This is a genomic window from Psychrobacter sp. 78a-MNA-CIBAN-0178, from assembly GCF_040309625.1.
Taxonomy (GTDB): Bacteria; Pseudomonadota; Gammaproteobacteria; order Pseudomonadales; family Moraxellaceae; genus Psychrobacter; species Psychrobacter okhotskensis.
Genome location: NZ_JBEOOZ010000020.1, coordinates 26,665 through 44,271, shown reverse-complemented (window position 1 = coordinate 44,271; position 17,607 = coordinate 26,665). Strand labels below are relative to the sequence as shown.

Below are 17,607 nucleotides of genomic sequence, written 5' to 3'. Positions count from 1 at the left end.
CATTAGTAAATTTCAACATAGTTATTATTCCTTTAAATTAAGTAGATGTCCTTGAGGACAAAACCATATTAACTAATGGAAAAAGACAAATGAGGACAACAATCGAAAATAGGATAGAAAAATTGGAAGAGAGCAAGCAATTAATCTCAGAGATTAAGAGAGTTTGCGAACGACTTGGTTGGTCTCAAAAAGAACTTGCTGAAAAAATTTATCTAGAATTAAACGATGATGATAATGAAAAGAATATCGAAGCTTTTTGCTTTGCTTTCGTGAAGCAGTTACAACGTACTACAACAAACCCAGAGCGGCTCAAAGAATACCTCTCAATCATATCAAATCTGCCTGAATTTAAAAAAAGTAGTTTAGTCCTAAATAAATACACTCCTCTTGATCATTTGAGTGATTTTATCCAATACGAAATGCTCAGTATTTCAAAAGACTTAGATAAAAAATTTCATGCTATAGAAATAGCAAAAGATTCGGAAAAGTAACCCGTATTAGTTTAGTGGTAACATAATAAAACCTTCTATAACAGGACAGTACGTAAGGTTTGCGCAGCGTACTAAAAAAACTAATTTATCAAAAAACGGTTATTCGGAGGCTCTTTTTAGCCCCGACTGTAGCGGTATCCTGCTGGTTTGGGCGAGTTGCGGTGGCTAGAGTTTGAGGTGGTGTCGAGGTAACAGCAACATCTCAACTCGTGTCACCGCCTCGCCCAGACTGGCAGATACAAGTGGAAGGCGGGAAATAGCTCCCCTACTCTTAGAAATATCCAAATCCCAAACACAAAAAAGGTGAGCTTTGAGCCCACCTTTTTTATTATCTAAAACAACTCAAACTGTCTTGGCAAATATTAACGCAACCAAGCACGAGCGTTACGGAACATACGCATCCACGCACCGTCCTCATCCCACGCTTCTGGTTTCCAGCTATGGTTATAGGATTTTAAGTTACGCTCAGGATGCGGCATCATAAGCGTGACGCGACCGTCAGTGCTACACAGCCCCGTGACACCGCCGAGCGAACCGTTTGGATTGAGCGGATACGTCTCAGTTGGATGACCTTGGCTATCGACATAACGCATGGCGAGCTGACCGTGTTTTGCCATACCGTCAATCTCGGTGGTATTTAGCGTGGCATAGCCTTCACCGTGCGCCACCGCAATCGGCAAGATGCTGTCTTGCATACCTTTAAACAGGATAGACTTGGTGCGCTCGACTTTGACGTTGACCGTACGCGCCTCAAATCGCGCGGACTTATTGGCGATAAAGCGTGGGAAGTTTTCCGCACCTGGGATGAGATCTTTCAATTGCGCCATCATCTGACAGCCGTTACAGACACCGAGTGAGAAGGTATCCGGACGGGCAAAGAATCGCACAAACTGCATGCGCAACTCGTCATGGAACAAGATAGAATTTGCCCAACCAGAGCCTGCGCCGAGGACATCACCATAACTAAAGCCACCACAAGCGACCAGACCGTCGAAGTCACGTAGATTAATACGACCTTCTAGCAGGTCGCTCATATGTACGTCTACCGCTTCAAAGCCTGCTTGAGTAAAGCCTGCTGCCATTTCTGTCTGACCGTTGACGCCTTGCTCACGTAGGATAGCAACTCTTGGTTTGCTGTTATCAGAATCAGCACGGCTGTTTAAGTAGGGTGCTTCGACTTTTTGATTGAGGTCAAAGTTTGGCGCTGCGATAAGACCTTGGTGGCTAGCATCGCTAATCAAGTCATATTCTTGCTGTACGCAAGCTGGATTGTCACGACGACGCGCGATTTGATAGCTGACCTGACTCCATTCTTGTTGTAATTCGCTACGGCTAAAGCTTAGAGTTTCATTACCCATGTGCAAAGGCGTTTGGATAATTAAGCTGTCTTCTTCCGAGCTTTGACCAACTAGGCTGAGCATATCGCTAACGTTAAATTCTTCTGCCAATTGCATTAATGCGGCGACGTTTTCAGGCAAGACTTGGATGACCGCACCCAGCTCTTCACTGAACAGCTGACCGAGTAAGTTATCATCCGTCAATGACAGCTTGATACCTTGACGGCTGGTGAATTGCATTTCAGCGATAGTCGCTAATAGACCGCCGTCACCAATATCGTGATAGGCACTGATGACGCCTTGCGCATTGCCCGCTTGAACAAAGTTAAAGAAGTCAACTAAGTCGCTTGGCTGTGCTAAATCTGGGCAATCGTTACCCAATTGGCTAAGCGTTTGCGCAAGGATTGAGCCACCAAGGCGTAATTTACCTTTGGATAAATCAATACGGTAGAAGGCGCTATCACCATTAATCAATTCAGGGGTTAAGGTTTTTGCCACGTCAATAACAGGCGCAAAAGCGGTAATGACCAAGCTCATTGGCGAAACGACTGATTTATCCGTGCTGCCCTGCTTAGAATTATTGTCGTCTTCATCCGTCCAGTTAGCACGCATCGATAGCGAATCTTTACCGACTGGAATGGCGATACCCAATGCTGGGCACAGCTCTTCACCGACGGTATATACAGCGTCGAATAATGCCGCATCTTCAACGTCTTCACCACAGGCTGCCATCCAGTTCGCTGACATGGTGATGTCAGATAGCTGTGCAATGCGCGCACCAGCGATGTTAGTAATCGCTTCACCGACTGCGAGTTGTGCCGAGGCTTTTGGACTGATAAGTGCAACAGGCGTACGCTCGCCGACACTCATTGCTTCGCCAGTCATTGGCTGACCATCTAATGCCACTAAGCCAGAAGCCGTCACTGCACAATCTGATACAGGCACTTGATAACGGCCGACATATTGATCGCGTACGACCATACCAGTAATAGAACGATCACCAATGCTAATGAGAAATGATTTACTAGCAACGGTTGGATGACGTAGCACGTCTTTGATTGATACAGCTAAATTAAAATCATTGAGCTCTAGCGGAGGTAACTCATTCTCTTGACGATTAAAACTACGCTGCATCTGCGGCGTACCACCGAGCAATACTTGCATCGGCATATCGACAGGCTGATCGTCTAGCAATTCATCGGCGACATTAAGCTGACGGATTTCGGTCGCTGTACCCAAAATCGCATACGGGCAACGCTCACGCTGACAGATAGCGTCAAACTGATCTTTGCTCTCTGGGCGAATCGCGAGGACATAACGCTCTTGTGCTTCGTTTGACCAAATGGCCATTGGCGACATGCCAGCTTCTAACGATGGAATCTTACGCAAGTTCAGATGCGCGCCCATTTCATGGTCATTAACCAATTCTGGCATCGCATTAGACAGACCACCTGCCCCTACATCATGTAGTGAGACAATTGGGTTGCCGTCTTTACTGTTATTACTTACATCGACATCATCGCCCGTTAGTGCCCAGCAGCGGTCAAGTACTTCTTGGCAACGACGCTCCATCTCAGCGTTATCACGCTGCACGGAGGCAAAGTCTAAGCCTTCATCAAGTGAACCACTATCGACAGAAGAAGCCGCACCGCCGCCAAGACCGATTTGCATCGCAGGGCCACCAAGGACGATCAATAAATCACCCTGGCGAATGGGATTTTTCTCAATCAGGTTGCGTTTGATATTGCCGTAACCCCCTGCCAGCATGATGGGCTTATGATAGCCGCGCATCTCGCTGCCGTCTTTTGCCGCTGAAGTGTCCAATTGGAAACTACGGAAATAACCGCATAAGTTTGGACGCCCAAACTCGTTAGAGAAATTGGCTGAGCCTAATGGCGCTTCGGTCATAATCTCAAGGCTGGTTGCCATACGATCCGGCGTGCCATAATCCTTGGTGCTGACCTGACCTGACTGCTCCCATTTTTCTGCAAGCTCTGGAATGTGTAAGTGTGACACGTGAAAACCTGTCAGACCCGCTTTTGGTTTACCGCCACGACCCGTTGCGCCTTCGTCACGAATCTCACCGCCCGCACCTGTTGCCGCACCAGAATAAGGGGCAATCGCTGTTGGATGGTTATGGGTTTCGACCTTCATTAAAATATCGATAGCTTCTTGATGGAAGCCATACGGATGCGCTGAATTAGGATCTTGAGGATCGGTAGGAATCGGGTAAAAACGCATCCCTTCTGCCCCAGCCATCACCGCCGCGTTATCTTTATAAGCTGACAAAATACCTTGTGGATTCGACTGATAAGTATTCTTAATCATTTGGAACAGTGATTTCGGCTGTACTGCACCATCGACTGTCCATTCAGCGTTAAAGATTTTATGACGGCAATGCTCTGAGTTCGCCTGTGCAAACATCATCAGCTCAACGTCGGTTGGATTGCGCTTTAGCTCATTGACGTACGCATTCATCAAGTAATCAATATCTTCGCTCGATAGCGCAAAGCCAAATTCTGTATTGGCTGCTTCTAGTGCCGTACGACCTTGTCCAATCACATCGATATGATTAAGCGATGCTGGCTGCTCATCATCAAACAGCTTATTCACCTCATTTAAATCATAAACCAAGCTCTGCGTCATACGGTCAAACAATAATTGCTCAGCGGCTTTAGGTAACGTGTTATTGGTTGCACCTACCTCACCGTCTGTTTTTGCATCAATCGTTAGGGTATAAACGATGACGCGCTCGACACGGTTAATCTCAATATCACAGTTATTAAAGATATCGGTCGCTTTACTGGCCCACGGCGATATGGTGCCAAAACGCGGTGCAACGATAACTTGTAATTGGTTATCTTGCGGCGCGGCAAGTTGGATATCTTGCTTAATGCCAAACAGGTCCAGCGCTTTTTTCTGCTCATCACCTTCAAGCGTCCGTGATAGCACATAAACTTGCTGAGTATGGATGTGGCTGACATTTAGCTCGGTTTTTTGCTGGAACTGACTGATGAGTTGCTGCGTCTGAAAATCGGTAAGAAACGGTTGTCCGGCGATGGTCATCATAAAGGCATAATCCGTAAGATCAAGGCATCTCTGCCATGCAAAGTAAATGGTCTGCGTATTATAACAAGAAGCCCTGTAATAAGCAGGTAAAAGCAGGATAAATTGCCAACAAAATGCGCTAACGGCTCAGACAGCTTTTTACTCAATCATTGTATATTTTACAAACACTCACATCGCATTACGGGCAACCTATATAAATGCGTGGCGTGCTATCGGTATTCTACAACGAGCTAATAATGATAATAATTAATAGCGATTGGTATTCAAAATAACGGGTGATTCGAAACAGCCGATCATTCGGAATAACTGGTCATTCAAAATAAAAAGCAGACCCTCAATTTAAAACCATCATAATTTTAAAAATATAAGGATGTACCATGAGTAAGCAAGAGAGTATCGACAAAATCCAAGCGGTCATTAAAGACGTAAAATTTGCCATGATGAGCACCATCAATAGCAAAGGCGACTTGCACGCTTGGCCAATGACCACCAGCGAGACCAGTCTTGGTAGCAAAGAGATTTGGTTCATCGGTGATAAGTCATCAGACGTGGTAAAAGACATTCAAGATAATCCAAAAGTCGGTCTATCTTATGCCACCCAAGATGATAAAAATTACGTTTCTATCAGTGGTAACGCTGAATTATCGACCGACAAAGCCAAATTGGATGAGCTATGGTCACCAGTCTACAATGCATTCTTTGAGCATGGTAAAGAAGATCCAGAGGTACAACTGATCAAGGTCGTTCCTCATGGTGCTGAGTGCTGGTTAAGCGGTAGCACTACTGTCAATATGTTCAAAATGGCTGCGGCTGCTTTACAAGATGGCAAAACCGCTGAAGGTATCGGTGAGCAATTTTCCGTCTCTCTATAACCTTTTATAATATTTTATAGCCTTGTGATATTTTTATTTAGCGTGAAACTTACTTAGCACGACTTTTATTAATATAAAAAAACATGAGCACTTTGATCGTCAGTAGGGTTTTGCCTGCTGGCGTTTTTTATGGGTCAATTTTGATTATCATGTGTGCTTAAAAAGTCTATCGTTATAAACTTACAAACCTTCACAGCCCATTACAGACCACCTGTATAGTTCTATTAGCTGATTTAGCTATATTGATAACTGGTTATAGATTTATAAGAAATGTCGTTAAAGACAAGTAATTTTTATAACGTTTCGATTTATATCGGCATCGCTTTTTTAGTTACTTTTTAATAACTTTCGAACCCTAAAATCTTAAATAGTAAAGGATAACTATTATGAATAAACAAGCGCAAATGGACACCATTCAAGCGATGGTAAAAGACATTAAATACACCATGATGACCACACGCAATGGCGAGAACCATCTGCATTCTTGCCCGATGAATACCACTGAAACCAGTATTGGTGCCAAAGAGATTTGGTTTATCGGCCATAAGCCGTCTGAAACTGTCGATAACATTAAGCAAAATGCAGAAGTAAATTTATCATATACCACGAAAGGCGATGATAAGTATTTGTCTATTTCTGGTACCGCTGAATTGGTCGAAGATAAAGAAAAACTCGATGAGCTATGGTCGGTTATGTATAACGCTTATTTTGAACAAGGCAAAGAAGACCCAAGAGTTCAGCTCATAAAAGTCACGCCACATGGAGCGGAATACTGGGCAAATGGCAATGCGATCACCAGCGCGGTCAAAATGACGGCGGCGGCAGTTACTGATACCGCGATCGAAAAAAGCTTAGGTGAGAATTTTTCGATCGAGCTGTAGTATTTTCATGATTAAGTAGAAGCAAAATAATTGGAGATACAAGTAATAAAAACGCCAGTGGCTTGATGCGACTGGCGTTTTTATTACTTGTATTCGTCACTATTGCGGTGGTTTCGCGTAGCCATCGTCTGCTGGGAAAGCTTGTGGCTGTTTTGATTTTGGTCTCGATTGCTTAGGATCATAAAGCTCATAAATGACCGTGCCAATCACCCCAGTATTTTCTATAGAACCACTATCCGTATTGGCGGCATAGGCGTTATATGGCTTGCTGAAAATAAAAGAAGCGACAGCGCTTTGACTCTTACGGAAGCCTTCAATGACTAAATCGTCGTTAGGCTCTAACACATAACCGCTGTCATAACGGCTGGCAGTGCTACCATCGAGGACATTTAAGCCATCGACACTAGCGACGATTTCATAAGTATTGGCACTATTATTGCGATACACCAGACGGTAGGCTTCGCCTGCTTTTCCTTGCAGATAATAGTTACCAGCGTCACGATATAAAGGCAAAGTACCCATATCCGTCGCCACTGAAAAATCAACTTTACCCGCTACTAACGATCGACTATTTAGGGCACGACCTTGATAATTTTTGTCAGCATAAGCAACTTGCATCTGCTCGATAGGTTCGTCACTGGTACGACGTAGGTCAACAGTGGTCACAGCCGAGTCCACATCATCACCCCACTGAGTGCCCAAGCGCTCTGACTCCGTAGCGTCTTGTACCGATGCTTCTGCCTGTCGATTTGCAGCCATGTCTTGCGAGGCTTCTGCTTGTGTACTTTGTGCTGCATCGGCTGTTTCTTGTTGCATGCTTGGCGATGAAGAACAACCGCTTAATAACCCAAGCAATAAAAGGGCAGCGACCGACTGTTTTTTGTATATTGCCATGTCTATTTCCTTATTCTGATGACGTTTCATCGTACCTTTATCCAGTTCTCTTGTATTTTGTTTACTATTTTGAGTATAGCTTAACAATACATTCAAGCAAAGTTTAAAATAAATTGGCGATATTACACATAGGGTCAAAATATCCTAAAAACGCCACGGTATTGCTGATATATCGATATGACTTTTCGCTCACTATATTAAAACTTAAACAATAAAAAACGCCAGTGGCTCGATGCGACTGGCGTTTTTTGTGCAGACTCAAATGACTGTTAAATCAAAAAAAGCTAACCGCTTTGCTTTAAATAAGGCCACGCCGCTTTTAGATAAATAAACATCGACCACAAGGTTAAAATCACTGCCGCGACCATCAATACATAGCCGATCATTTCGAGCGATTCCCAGTTGAGTAGCAATACCGTGATAGCAATCATCTGAAAAGTGGTTTTTAGCTTACCCACATAAGACACTGCCACACTGGTACTTTTACCCAGCTCCGCCATCCATTCGCGTAATGCCGACACCGCAATCTCACGTGAGATAATCACAATCGCAGCAATCGCCATAATGATATTGGGATGCCACTGTACCAATATAATCAGGGCGGCTGCGACCATGAGTTTATCAGCGACGGGATCCAAAAAGCGGCCAAACGCGGAGACCACATTCAGCTTACGTGCAAAGTAACCATCTAGCCAATCAGTAATCGCTGCTAAGATAAATACGCCAGTCAATAGCAAGTGACGTAATAAGCTGTCGCTGAACTCACTCATACCAACCCGGGCGATGACGTTATCCGATATGGCTGGCATCCCGATACCCATGGCTGGTGGCCAGTAGGCAATCGCCACAAATAGCGGAATCATTAAGATACGCGCAATCGTCAGATTATTGGGCAAGTTAAAAATACTTTTGGTATTTTGTGCACTTGACGGTTCCTGCGTATGCACTTGCGTATGGTCAGTCATGGCAAACCCAGTTTAGTAGAGACATAATAATGGCGGATAGCTTAGCATTTTTCCAGCAGGTCGTCATGCCATCTCTTTATGTATTGTTTTTTTTCATACTCAAAAACGTCAATTACCTTTGTTTTAGAACACCAATTGTTGACTAACAAAAGCTGAGATGCTTATAGCGCCATGTACTGCACCTAACCTTGGTACGCCATAAATACTTGTCATTGAGTAAGTGAGACTATTCATTGAATAAAAGTTTTTCAAAACATGACAATGTATGAGATCACCTAAAAACGTAATGTCATGTAACCAAAAGAGTCAAATAAGAATTATTTACGCTATGATAGCGAGGCTAATAAAACAGTTGTACACTTAGAATTGTAAGCGGATATATATACGCATTGAATTATCAATGATTACCCTAATCTCAGTTGAACAATAGCAAAGAAAACCAATAACAAGAAAACCAATAACAAGAAAACCAATAACAAGAAAACCAATAATAACAAGTTACTATCACTGCCCTGTAGTCCATCTACACGATCAGTTTTCCTCAGCCCACAGCACCTCCTCTGTGGGCTCTTTTTTGCCTATAAATCCTTGATATTGTTAAATAATTTAGGAAGTAGTGGTTGATTTCTCGGCGCTCGTTGTCGTTACTAATAGGCTGTCACCATTTACTTTTTGACTTTAAACGGCTCTGAGAATTGTAAGATTAAAAAACCCACAATCGATAATATGATGGCGATTTCATAACGACCGTAAGCAACCGAGATACCAATAGCGCCCGTGTTCCACAAACTTGCCGCTGTCGCTGTGCCTTTCGAGCCTTCTTCGTTTTTAAAAATGGCACCACCACCGATAAAGCCCATACCAGTAATGATGGCATACATGATTCTCGCCTCCCCAGTGGCGTCATAGATATCCATGCCTACGAGCATAAAGGCACAGGAGGCAATAGTCACCAAGGGAAAGGTTCTAAGCCCAGCGCCGTTGTCCTTCATTTCACGGTTTAGGGCGATAGGCAGTGATAGAATGAAAGCGATACCCAATTGGAAAAAGTGGTACGCCATTAAGCCCAAGTTCAAATCAAACTTAAACATTGTTTACTGCCCTCCCTTGCCTTTTTAGCTTTGTGACGTGGCTGTTCATACGGCTTAATCAACGTATCAGAGAGTTGCCAAGCTGGACAAAACCTCTTGATGGTCAGTTCAAGATACTTTGAATATAAACAAAAAGAAAGCGAGTAAAAGAACTCTAAATAAGTAATATCAGAGAACTTGATGCCTTAAGAAACTTCTATAGGGCTGGGCGTGTCCTCAATTCTAATGATGGTTATCTTAACAGGCTAAAAATAAGGGTAAGATTAACCAAACCCCACGCATCATTACATCCCTTATTGCATCCCTTCAGTGATTGCCCTAACCGTCTCTGCTGCTATTTTGTAGCAACTTTCGATATTGCCGTGTCCACACCAATCGCCACTCACGATCCATTGATGCCGCTGATCGACCAAAATACCCAGACTTTTGTTATCATCGACAATCGTTGCTGCATAACGCCAACGATGACAATCGATCTGGGTAGGTGCGGTTTGAGCACTCCAATTCAGCGCTTGTTTGGCCGCTGTTAGTAATTGCGCTTTTATGGTCTCTATATCCTCATCGACATGGGTTTCTGACCAGTCATTACGCGCATGGATAGTCACGCTTGGCAGTAGTGCACTATGAGCAGGCTTTTGATGCTCAATGAATATTCTATCTAATGGCGAATTATTGACGTAAGCTACATCCCATCTTACTGATGCCTGACTCGTAAAGATCGCAGGTAACTGTGGCACCTCATCCCAGCCTAGCATCAATGTATAACACGCCTGCATTTTTGGCTTAGTAATATCAGCTTGTCTCGCAAAGCCGCTATCTGCCATCAACTCTAGCACCTGAGCATTTGGCGCGGTACAAATCACCCAATCAAAGCCGCCAAGACTGTTGCCCTCTTCATCGAACAGCTCCGTTTTGCTATCAGCACTATTTTCTTCTACGAAATGCGCTTTATGTAATGGCGCGACACGGGTTTTAAATGCTATGCGGGTATGCTGCAACTCATCGGCCAATGCACGCCCCCAGCTGGTCATTTTTGGGGTGCTGATATAACGTGCATGCTTTGTATCCCACTGCTCTTTTGGCTCGATTTGAGGTGTCTGTTCATCTTCATTAGCAAGAGTCAAATGAACCACTTGCGCAAGCCACGGCTGCAATAGGCGACTATCAAGCCAAGGACGGATAAATTGTTTAAAACGGTCTGTTTTGACTGTAAAGCACTGCGCGCCAAAGCCCCATTGCCAGTTGTTGCCCGTCTTTTCATCGGTACGGTAGCGAGTCGCCAGACGCCCCACGCTACGGGATTTTTCAAAGATAGTTATTTGTACCTTTGACTCTTGACGCTTAGCCAATTCCCGCTCAAGCAAAGTGGCCGTAAACAATCCCGTCAAACCGCCACCTATAATGGCGATTTTTGGTACTGAGGTATGCGCAGAGGGTGCAGAATGATCAGTCATAATGACAGTAGGCCTTTTACAATATCGTTGATTCAATATAAGTCGTCAGAAAGTAGCATCTATAAGCATAGCATATTACTTTTGATTGGCTGGTTTTTAGATAATATTGAACCTTTAATAGGCCCTAATATCAATAACCTCTGCGTAAAAAAGCCATGCTACCTTTAATAGCATGGCTTATGTGAACATTTATAAAGTAGATGTTATTTTATTTATCAAGTGCTCATGACCACTATGCCGCACGTTCGGCTTTGACCACCTCGACCAGTTGATTGATGACTGAGCTGTCTGCAAGGGTAGACAAATCCCCCAGTCCAACATATTGCCCAGCGGCAAGATTGCGTAAGATGCGGCGCATAATTTTGCCCGAGCGGGTCTTTGGCAGCGCATCGACGATATAGATAGCATCCAAGTTGGCAATCGGCCCAATCTCTGCACGCACATGACGGTTTAGCTCCGCCTTTAGCGACTCGCTTGAAGCTTCACCCGACTTGAGAATGACAAAGGCACATATCCCCATACCGCGGATATCATGCGGCATACCGACAATAGCGGCCTCCGCAGTCGCAGGATGAGCCACTACGGCGCTTTCGATTTCTGCCGTACCCAATCGATGTCCAGAGACATTGAGCACGTCATCGACACGGCCGGTAATCCAATAGTGTCCATCTTCGTCACGCTGCGCGCCATCACCGGTAAAATAATAACCCGGATACTCTGTAAAGTAAGTCTGCAAAAAGCGCTTATGATCATTATAGATGGTACGCATCTGTCCCGGCCAGCTACTATTAATAGCCAAGTTGCCTTCAGCAGAGCCTTCGAGTGCCACGCCGTCACTATCGACGATTTCTGGTCTGATGCCATACAACGGATTCATCGCAGCGCCCGGCTTCATATTGACCGTGCCCGGTATTGGTGCCATGAGAATACCGCCCGTCTCGGTCTGCCACCACGTATCGACAATCGGACATTTGCCATCACCAACAACGTGATAATACCAATCCCACGCTTCGGGGTTGATCGGCTCCCCAACTGACCCAAGCAAGCGCAAGCTTGAGCGATCCGACTCCCGAACGAAGGTATCCCCCTCTTTCATCATTGCTCTAATAGCCGTCGGTGCGGTGTATAAAATAGTCACATCATGCTTGTCGATAATATGACCAATACGCGCCCAAGTTGGATACTCTGGCACTCCTTCGAACATCAGAGTCGTCGTGCCATTGGCAAGCGGTGCATAGGTCGCATAAGTATGACCAGTCACCCAACCGACATCGGCTGTACACCAAAAGACATCGTCTTCTTTGACATCGAAGACGTCTCGAAAGGTCGATAGCACATAAGTAATATAGCCCCCAGTGGTATGCAGCACGCCTTTGGGCTTACCTGTCGAGCCAGAAGTGTATAATAAAAACAACGGATCCTCGGCATTCATCACCTCAGGTTCGCACTGCTCTGACTCACCGTCGACCAAATTATGATACCAAATATCACGGCGACCACTCATCGGTACAGAGTTACCCGTACGATGCACAACAACGACTCTTTCTACACTGTCTGTGCCATCCATATCCAAGGCACGATCGACATTGGCTTTGAGCGGCGTATGCTTATTACCGCGCAGCCCCTCATCAGCTGTAATGACAATTTTGGACTGGCTATCAATCAAGCGATTGCCCAAGCTCTCAGCAGAGAAGCCGCCAAATACTACAGAATGGATAGCACCGATACGTGCACATGCCAGCATAGCGATCATCGCCTCTGGTATCATGGGCATATACAAGGTCACACGATCGCCTTTTTTGACGCCAAGCTTACGCATCGCGTTGCCTAGGCGACATACCGCCGCATGCAATTCTTTGAAGGAGATAATTTTGTGTAGGGAGGGATGATCACCTTCCCAAATAATAGCGGGTTTGTAAGGGTTGTTTTTTAGATGTCGATCGAGGCAATTGACTGAGATATTCAGCTCGCCATCTTCAAACCACTTGATACGAAAATCATCTAAATCATAATTAACGTCGCTGATCTTGGTGGGTTTTTTGATCCAATCAATCAGCTCAGCGCGCTCAGCCCAAAAAGCGTCGTTCGCTTCATGCGACTCGATAGACCTTTTATAGTCTGCAGCGTATTGCTCAGCTGTCGTATTGGCAGCAGCGGCAAACTCAGCTGCAACGGGAAATGATTTTTGAGTCATAGTCATCGTCCTCTTCTAATTATTATGACCTGTATAACGGATCGTCAATAACGAGTAGCTATAGAGGCAATAAGGGTCATCTTCCATAATGTGTGACACTCAATGATAGTTTGACAAATTAGCGCAACGGTTGCAAGGCATCAACGCTCAATCATAACAATTCCGCTGCACAACTTATCATTAGTGACTCGCTATAAAATCTATAGTCAGTAAAAAGTCATATCGATAGATCACGCACGGCTGATATCAATTTTTCTTGCTGTTTCTAACAACCTGTTTATCGCGACTTTTAACGACCTTGAGATTTAATCCTTGTAACCTCTGGTTAAATATGGACAATAGCCACTCTAAAGATTATGTTTGGCTAATATAGGCAAAACCCTAAGCTATAAAAGTAAGCTGGGCATATTATTTTTACCTTTTTAAACTTATCGCTTTATGGAACCAATCGCAATGGACAATCAGCGTACAGGACACTCTCATACCTATTATGATGTCATCATCATTGGCGCTGGTGCGTCAGGGTTGTATTGCGCGCTCACGGCCGGTCGCCGTGGTCGCCGCGTATTGGTCCTAGATCATGCCAATAAAGCGGGTAAAAAAATCCTGATGTCAGGTGGTGGACGCTGTAACTTTACCAATTACTTCGTCGAGCCTGAGCACTTTATCGGTGCCAATCAGCATTTTTGTAAGTCAGCACTGAGTCGTTATCCCAGCTGGGAGTTCATCGGTATGGTGGAAGCGCACAAAATTCGCTATCACGAGCGCGAGCACGGGCAGCTGTTCTGTGATGACTCTGCACAAGATATTTTGACCATGCTACTTGACGAATGTAGCGCGGTAGGCGTGCAAGTAAAGCTAAATGCGCAGGTTGAAAGCGTTCAAGCGGTTAAAAATGATAAAAATGCCCGATTTGAATTACTGACAACCAAGCAACTCAGCAAAAAAGACAAGCAAGAGAGAAAAGAATCAGGCAATCAAGCTAAGCTGCCGCAAACAGGCTACCGCTGCGAATCGTTAGTAGTGGCGACAGGCGGACTGTCTATCCCAACCATGGGTGCTAGCGGCTTGGGCTATGAATTGGCGCAGCAGTTTGGCCATCAGCTCATCTCCACTGATGCCAGCCTCGTACCCTTTACTTTTACGGATAAAACCGGCGATCTTATCCGTGCTTTGGCGGGTATCAGTCTGCCGGTGATTGCCAGTAATGAGCGTATCTCCTTTAAGTTGCCAATACTGTTTACCCATCGCGGGCTCTCTGGCCCTGCCATGTTGCAGTTGTCAAATTATTGGCAGACTGGCGAAAGCATCCGTATTAATTTGCTGCCAGATATCGATGTGACGGCGCTTTTCCTCGCTCATAAAAAGTCGCATCCAAGGCAGCTCATCCGTACCGTTTTGGCCGACTATACCGATAGTGCCTTACCCAAAAAGCTACTGGCGGCCCTACAGACGCACCTGTGGGACGATATAAAAGATACCGAGCTTGCCAATATTAAAGACGAACGTCTGACCGAACTGGGGGTGACGCTCAACGGCTGGCAGTTAAAACCATCCGGCACTGAAGGCTATCGGACGGCTGAAGTCACCCGTGGCGGCGTCAATACAGATGAAGTCTCGTCAAAAACCATGCAAAGCAACTTTCAGGACGGGCTATATTTCATCGGTGAAGTATTGGATGTCACAGGTTGGCTCGGTGGCTACAACTTCCAATGGGCGTGGGCCAGTGGCTTTGTGTGCGGTGAAATGGTTTGATAAAACAGGATACTTAATACTGTCGTTAAGTGACCTTTTTTAGCATAAGAAGCTTGATAACTTTGAAAATAAAAGAACAATCACTATATATTCATAATAAACTATATGTTCATAATAAAAAATATATTAGCCATTTAAACAACTTTAAAAATAAGCTTGGGCTTGCGAGGTGAACAATGCGTGCAATTAAACATATTCATGGAGATAAAGCGCCGCATTGGGTAGGTGATGGTTTTTATGTAAAAACCTTGATCAACCATCTTGAGAATGATCCCAATTTTAATTATAGCCATACCGACCCTTTTTTATTGTTTGATTATGGCGAGCCGACGAAATTTGCGCCCAACCCCGATTATCACGTACAGCCTCATGGTATCGGACAGCATCCGCACAAAGGCTTTGAGACTGTCACCATTGCTTACTCTGGTGAAATCAGTCATGTGGACTCAACGGGTGGCAATGGTGTTATCTTCGAAGGTGATGTGCAATGGATGACCGCAGGGCGCGGCATCTTGCATGAAGAGTTTCATTCGCAGGATTTTGGTCAGCGCGGTGGCGTCTTTAGTATGGTGCAAATGTGGGTGAACCTCCCCAGTGCTCACAAACTGACTAACCCGAAGTATCAAACCATCAGGCGTGCAGATATGCCGGTTGTCGAGTTGCTGGCTGATAGCAATGCTGGCGTCCAAAAAGAAGTGACCAGTCAAAAAGATGCTACCAATCAAAGAGATTCTATCAACCAAAGCGTGATTGGCAAAGCGGCTATTATCGCAGGTGATTGGCAAGGGACAACCGGCGCTGCCAGCACCTTTAGCCCTATTAACTTATGGGATATCGAGTTACAGGCAGCAGGATCGACGACGCTACAGATACCGAACCTTCATAATGTTTTGTTATTGGTGCAAGAAGGCGAGCTGTTGGTCAATGGTACGCACGTCGTAGCTGGTCAACTGATTCAGTTTGTAGCGCCTAGCAAAACCCGCACAGACTTACAAAATGAAAATACCTCTATAATCACGACCGATGCGGCAGTCAATACGGATACTACGGACACTATTGAATTGGCTTATCCAGCAACGGCTGATGCGGAAAAAGCAGTAGCACCCGTTAAATTATTGCTGCTGAGCGGGGAACCTATCGGCGAACCTATCGCCGGTTATGGCCCCTTTGTCATGAATACTCAAGCAGAATTAAAACAAACGTTTCGCGATTATCAAACCGGTAATTTTGGTAAATAGTTAAAACACTAAATACTCAAAAAATAAGCATAAAAAAGCCACCCTACTAATGATAGTAAGGTGGCTTTTTATTGTCTATAACGCTATTACTCATCTTTTCAGCATTAAGGCTGATCGATGCGACTTTACGCTTGGTTCAGGAACGGATAATCAGTGTAGCCAACCGTGCTGCCACCATAGAAGCTCTCTGGATGCTGCTCGTTGAGCGGTGCGCCCTCTTGAATACGTTCAGCGAGATCAGGGTTGGCAATATAATCACGACCGAATGCTACCGCATCGATATAGCCTGCTTTGATGTTCTTCTCAGCTTTGTCCGCATCATAGCCACCAGCGGCAATAATCAGTTGACCAAAAGCATTACGTACGTTTTGGCGGAACTCATCGTTATAAGGCGTACCCCCTGCCCAGTCTGGCTCTGACAGATGCAAATACATTAGACCACGCTTGTTGATTTGCTCAATCAGCCAAATGTTATCGTCTTCTTCGTAGCCTCCCTCAACATTGTTGAACGTGCCAAGTGGTGAAATACGAATACCCACGTGATCAGCATCCCATGCCTCTACGCAAGCATCAATCACGTCCAAGGTTAGACGCGCGCGGTTTTCGCGGCTGCCACCGTACTCATCGTCACGCTGATTGGTATGCTCGGCCCAAAACTGATGCAGCAAATAACCATGCGCGCCATGAATCTCAATACCATCAAACCCCGCTTCCTGCGCGCACTTGGTTGCATGTGCAAAGTCAGTAACCACTTGCTGAATCTCATCAAGACTGGCTGGGCGCGGCGGCGTGGCATCCGCGCGAATGGCTTGGTTGTCACTATCACGCAATGAGGTACGGATACCTACATCGACATCTGAGGCTGAAATTGGTGCACGGCGTTCAGGTTGTACGCTTTCATGTGAGACAAGTCCTGTGTGCCATAGCTGGACGACGATCTTGCCACCTTTAGCGTGGACATTGTCAACGATGGCTTTCCATGCAGTGACTTGATCTTGAGTATGTAGCCCTGGTGCGCCTGCATAGCCTTTTGCTTGAAACGATACTTGCGTCGCTTCAGTGATGACAAGGCCCGCCCCTGCACGCTGCGAGTAGTACTCTGCTGCCCATGTGATAGGGACATCGCCTGGCTCAACGGCACGCAGACGTGTCAGTGGGGCCATCATAATGCGGTTTTTTAGCGTTTGTGTGCCCATTTTTACAGGCTCAAATAAAATATCGTGTGCCATGGTATGCCTCGTTTTTCGTTATAAAAATAGAATAGTAGTTTGATTTATAATGGAGCAATAGTGCTCAGTTCTTAGCGCTAACCTAATTCAGATTACTCACTTAATGACTAAGCAGTGTATTGATAATCCGTGTTCTT

At 45.1% G+C, this 17,607-nt stretch carries 12 protein-coding genes; 5 read left to right on the top strand and 7 right to left on the bottom strand.

What is annotated here, in order from left to right; genetic code table 11:
- Positions 1-89 precede the first annotated feature (89 nt).
- Positions 90-491: a hypothetical protein gene (locus AAEY80_RS10975; RefSeq protein WP_350588303.1), complete on the top strand. Its 402-nt coding sequence runs from the start codon at positions 90-92 to the stop codon at positions 489-491.
- Between the two features lie 362 nt (positions 492-853).
- Here the strand turns inward: AAEY80_RS10975 and purL are convergent, their stop codons facing one another.
- Entirely contained in the window at positions 854-4,897 is a 4,044-nt protein-coding gene (gene purL, locus AAEY80_RS10970; RefSeq protein ID WP_350588302.1) for a phosphoribosylformylglycinamidine synthase, read from the bottom strand.
- A gap of 377 nt (positions 4,898-5,274) precedes the next feature.
- On the opposite strand from purL, the gene AAEY80_RS10965 reads away from it, so the two are divergent.
- On the top strand, positions 5,275-5,769 hold the full coding sequence (locus tag AAEY80_RS10965; RefSeq protein WP_350588301.1) for a pyridoxamine 5'-phosphate oxidase family protein: 495 nt from the start codon (positions 5,275-5,277) through the stop codon (positions 5,767-5,769).
- A 386-nt stretch (positions 5,770-6,155) separates the two neighbouring features.
- Positions 6,156-6,650, top strand: a complete 495-nt coding sequence (locus tag AAEY80_RS10960; RefSeq protein WP_101211649.1) for a pyridoxamine 5'-phosphate oxidase family protein — start codon at positions 6,156-6,158, stop codon at positions 6,648-6,650.
- Between the two features lie 99 nt (positions 6,651-6,749).
- On the opposite strand, the gene AAEY80_RS10955 is transcribed toward AAEY80_RS10960, so the two are convergent.
- The 5 genes from AAEY80_RS10955 to acs all read right to left on the bottom strand — a co-directional run bounded on the left by AAEY80_RS10955 (position 6,750) and on the right by acs (position 13,248).
- On the bottom strand, positions 6,750-7,544 hold the full coding sequence (locus tag AAEY80_RS10955; RefSeq protein WP_227675075.1) for a hypothetical protein: 795 nt from the start codon (positions 7,542-7,544) through the stop codon (positions 6,750-6,752).
- A 284-nt stretch (positions 7,545-7,828) separates the two neighbouring features.
- Positions 7,829-8,509, bottom strand: a complete 681-nt coding sequence (gene pgsA, locus AAEY80_RS10950) for a CDP-diacylglycerol--glycerol-3-phosphate 3-phosphatidyltransferase (protein ID WP_025651901.1) — start codon at positions 8,507-8,509, stop codon at positions 7,829-7,831.
- A 665-nt stretch (positions 8,510-9,174) separates the two neighbouring features.
- Positions 9,175-9,600, bottom strand: a complete 426-nt coding sequence (locus AAEY80_RS10945) for an MgtC/SapB family protein (protein WP_201567560.1) — start codon at positions 9,598-9,600, stop codon at positions 9,175-9,177.
- Between the two features lie 293 nt (positions 9,601-9,893).
- A complete protein-coding gene (locus AAEY80_RS10940; protein ID WP_201567562.1) occupies positions 9,894-11,054 on the bottom strand; it encodes an NAD(P)/FAD-dependent oxidoreductase in 1,161 nt (386 codons plus the stop codon).
- A gap of 232 nt (positions 11,055-11,286) precedes the next feature.
- The gene (gene acs / locus AAEY80_RS10935; protein ID WP_101211653.1) at positions 11,287-13,248 is read right to left on the bottom strand and encodes an acetate--CoA ligase; all 1,962 of its coding nucleotides are present in this window, start codon (positions 13,246-13,248) and stop codon (positions 11,287-11,289) included.
- Between the two features lie 438 nt (positions 13,249-13,686).
- Between acs and AAEY80_RS10930 the strand changes: the two genes are divergently transcribed.
- The gene (locus AAEY80_RS10930; protein WP_350588300.1) at positions 13,687-15,003 is read left to right on the top strand and encodes a BaiN/RdsA family NAD(P)/FAD-dependent oxidoreductase; all 1,317 of its coding nucleotides are present in this window, start codon (positions 13,687-13,689) and stop codon (positions 15,001-15,003) included.
- A 176-nt stretch (positions 15,004-15,179) separates the two neighbouring features.
- Positions 15,180-16,241 (top strand): pirin family protein, encoded by a 1,062-nt coding sequence (locus tag AAEY80_RS10925; protein ID WP_350588299.1) that lies wholly within the window; start codon positions 15,180-15,182, stop codon positions 16,239-16,241.
- 125 nt (positions 16,242-16,366) lie between these two features.
- Here the strand turns inward: AAEY80_RS10925 and AAEY80_RS10920 are convergent, their stop codons facing one another.
- Positions 16,367-17,470, bottom strand: coding sequence for an alkene reductase (locus tag AAEY80_RS10920; RefSeq protein ID WP_025651894.1), 1,104 nt, complete (start codon positions 17,468-17,470; stop codon positions 16,367-16,369).
- Positions 17,471-17,607 lie beyond the last annotated feature (137 nt).

Coding starts and splice junctions, on each gene's coding strand:
- acs (WP_101211653.1), bottom strand. CDS start 13,248: ATGACTCAAAAATCATTTCCCGTTGCAGCTGAGTTTGCCGCTGCTGCC.
- AAEY80_RS10920 (WP_025651894.1), bottom strand. CDS start 17,470: ATGGCACACGATATTTTATTTGAGCCTGTAAAAATGGGCACACAAACG.
- AAEY80_RS10930 (WP_350588300.1), top strand. CDS start 13,687: ATGGAACCAATCGCAATGGACAATCAGCGTACAGGACACTCTCATACC.
- AAEY80_RS10975 (WP_350588303.1), top strand. CDS start 90: ATGAGGACAACAATCGAAAATAGGATAGAAAAATTGGAAGAGAGCAAG.
- purL (WP_350588302.1), bottom strand. CDS start 4,897: ATGATGACCATCGCCGGACAACCGTTTCTTACCGATTTTCAGACGCAG.
- pgsA (WP_025651901.1), bottom strand. CDS start 8,509: ATGACTGACCATACGCAAGTGCATACGCAGGAACCGTCAAGTGCACAA.
- AAEY80_RS10955 (WP_227675075.1), bottom strand. CDS start 7,544: ATGGCAATATACAAAAAACAGTCGGTCGCTGCCCTTTTATTGCTTGGG.
- AAEY80_RS10965 (WP_350588301.1), top strand. CDS start 5,275: ATGAGTAAGCAAGAGAGTATCGACAAAATCCAAGCGGTCATTAAAGAC.
- AAEY80_RS10945 (WP_201567560.1), bottom strand. CDS start 9,600: ATGTTTAAGTTTGATTTGAACTTGGGCTTAATGGCGTACCACTTTTTC.
- AAEY80_RS10960 (WP_101211649.1), top strand. CDS start 6,156: ATGAATAAACAAGCGCAAATGGACACCATTCAAGCGATGGTAAAAGAC.
- AAEY80_RS10940 (WP_201567562.1), bottom strand. CDS start 11,054: ATGACTGATCATTCTGCACCCTCTGCGCATACCTCAGTACCAAAAATC.
- AAEY80_RS10925 (WP_350588299.1), top strand. CDS start 15,180: ATGCGTGCAATTAAACATATTCATGGAGATAAAGCGCCGCATTGGGTA.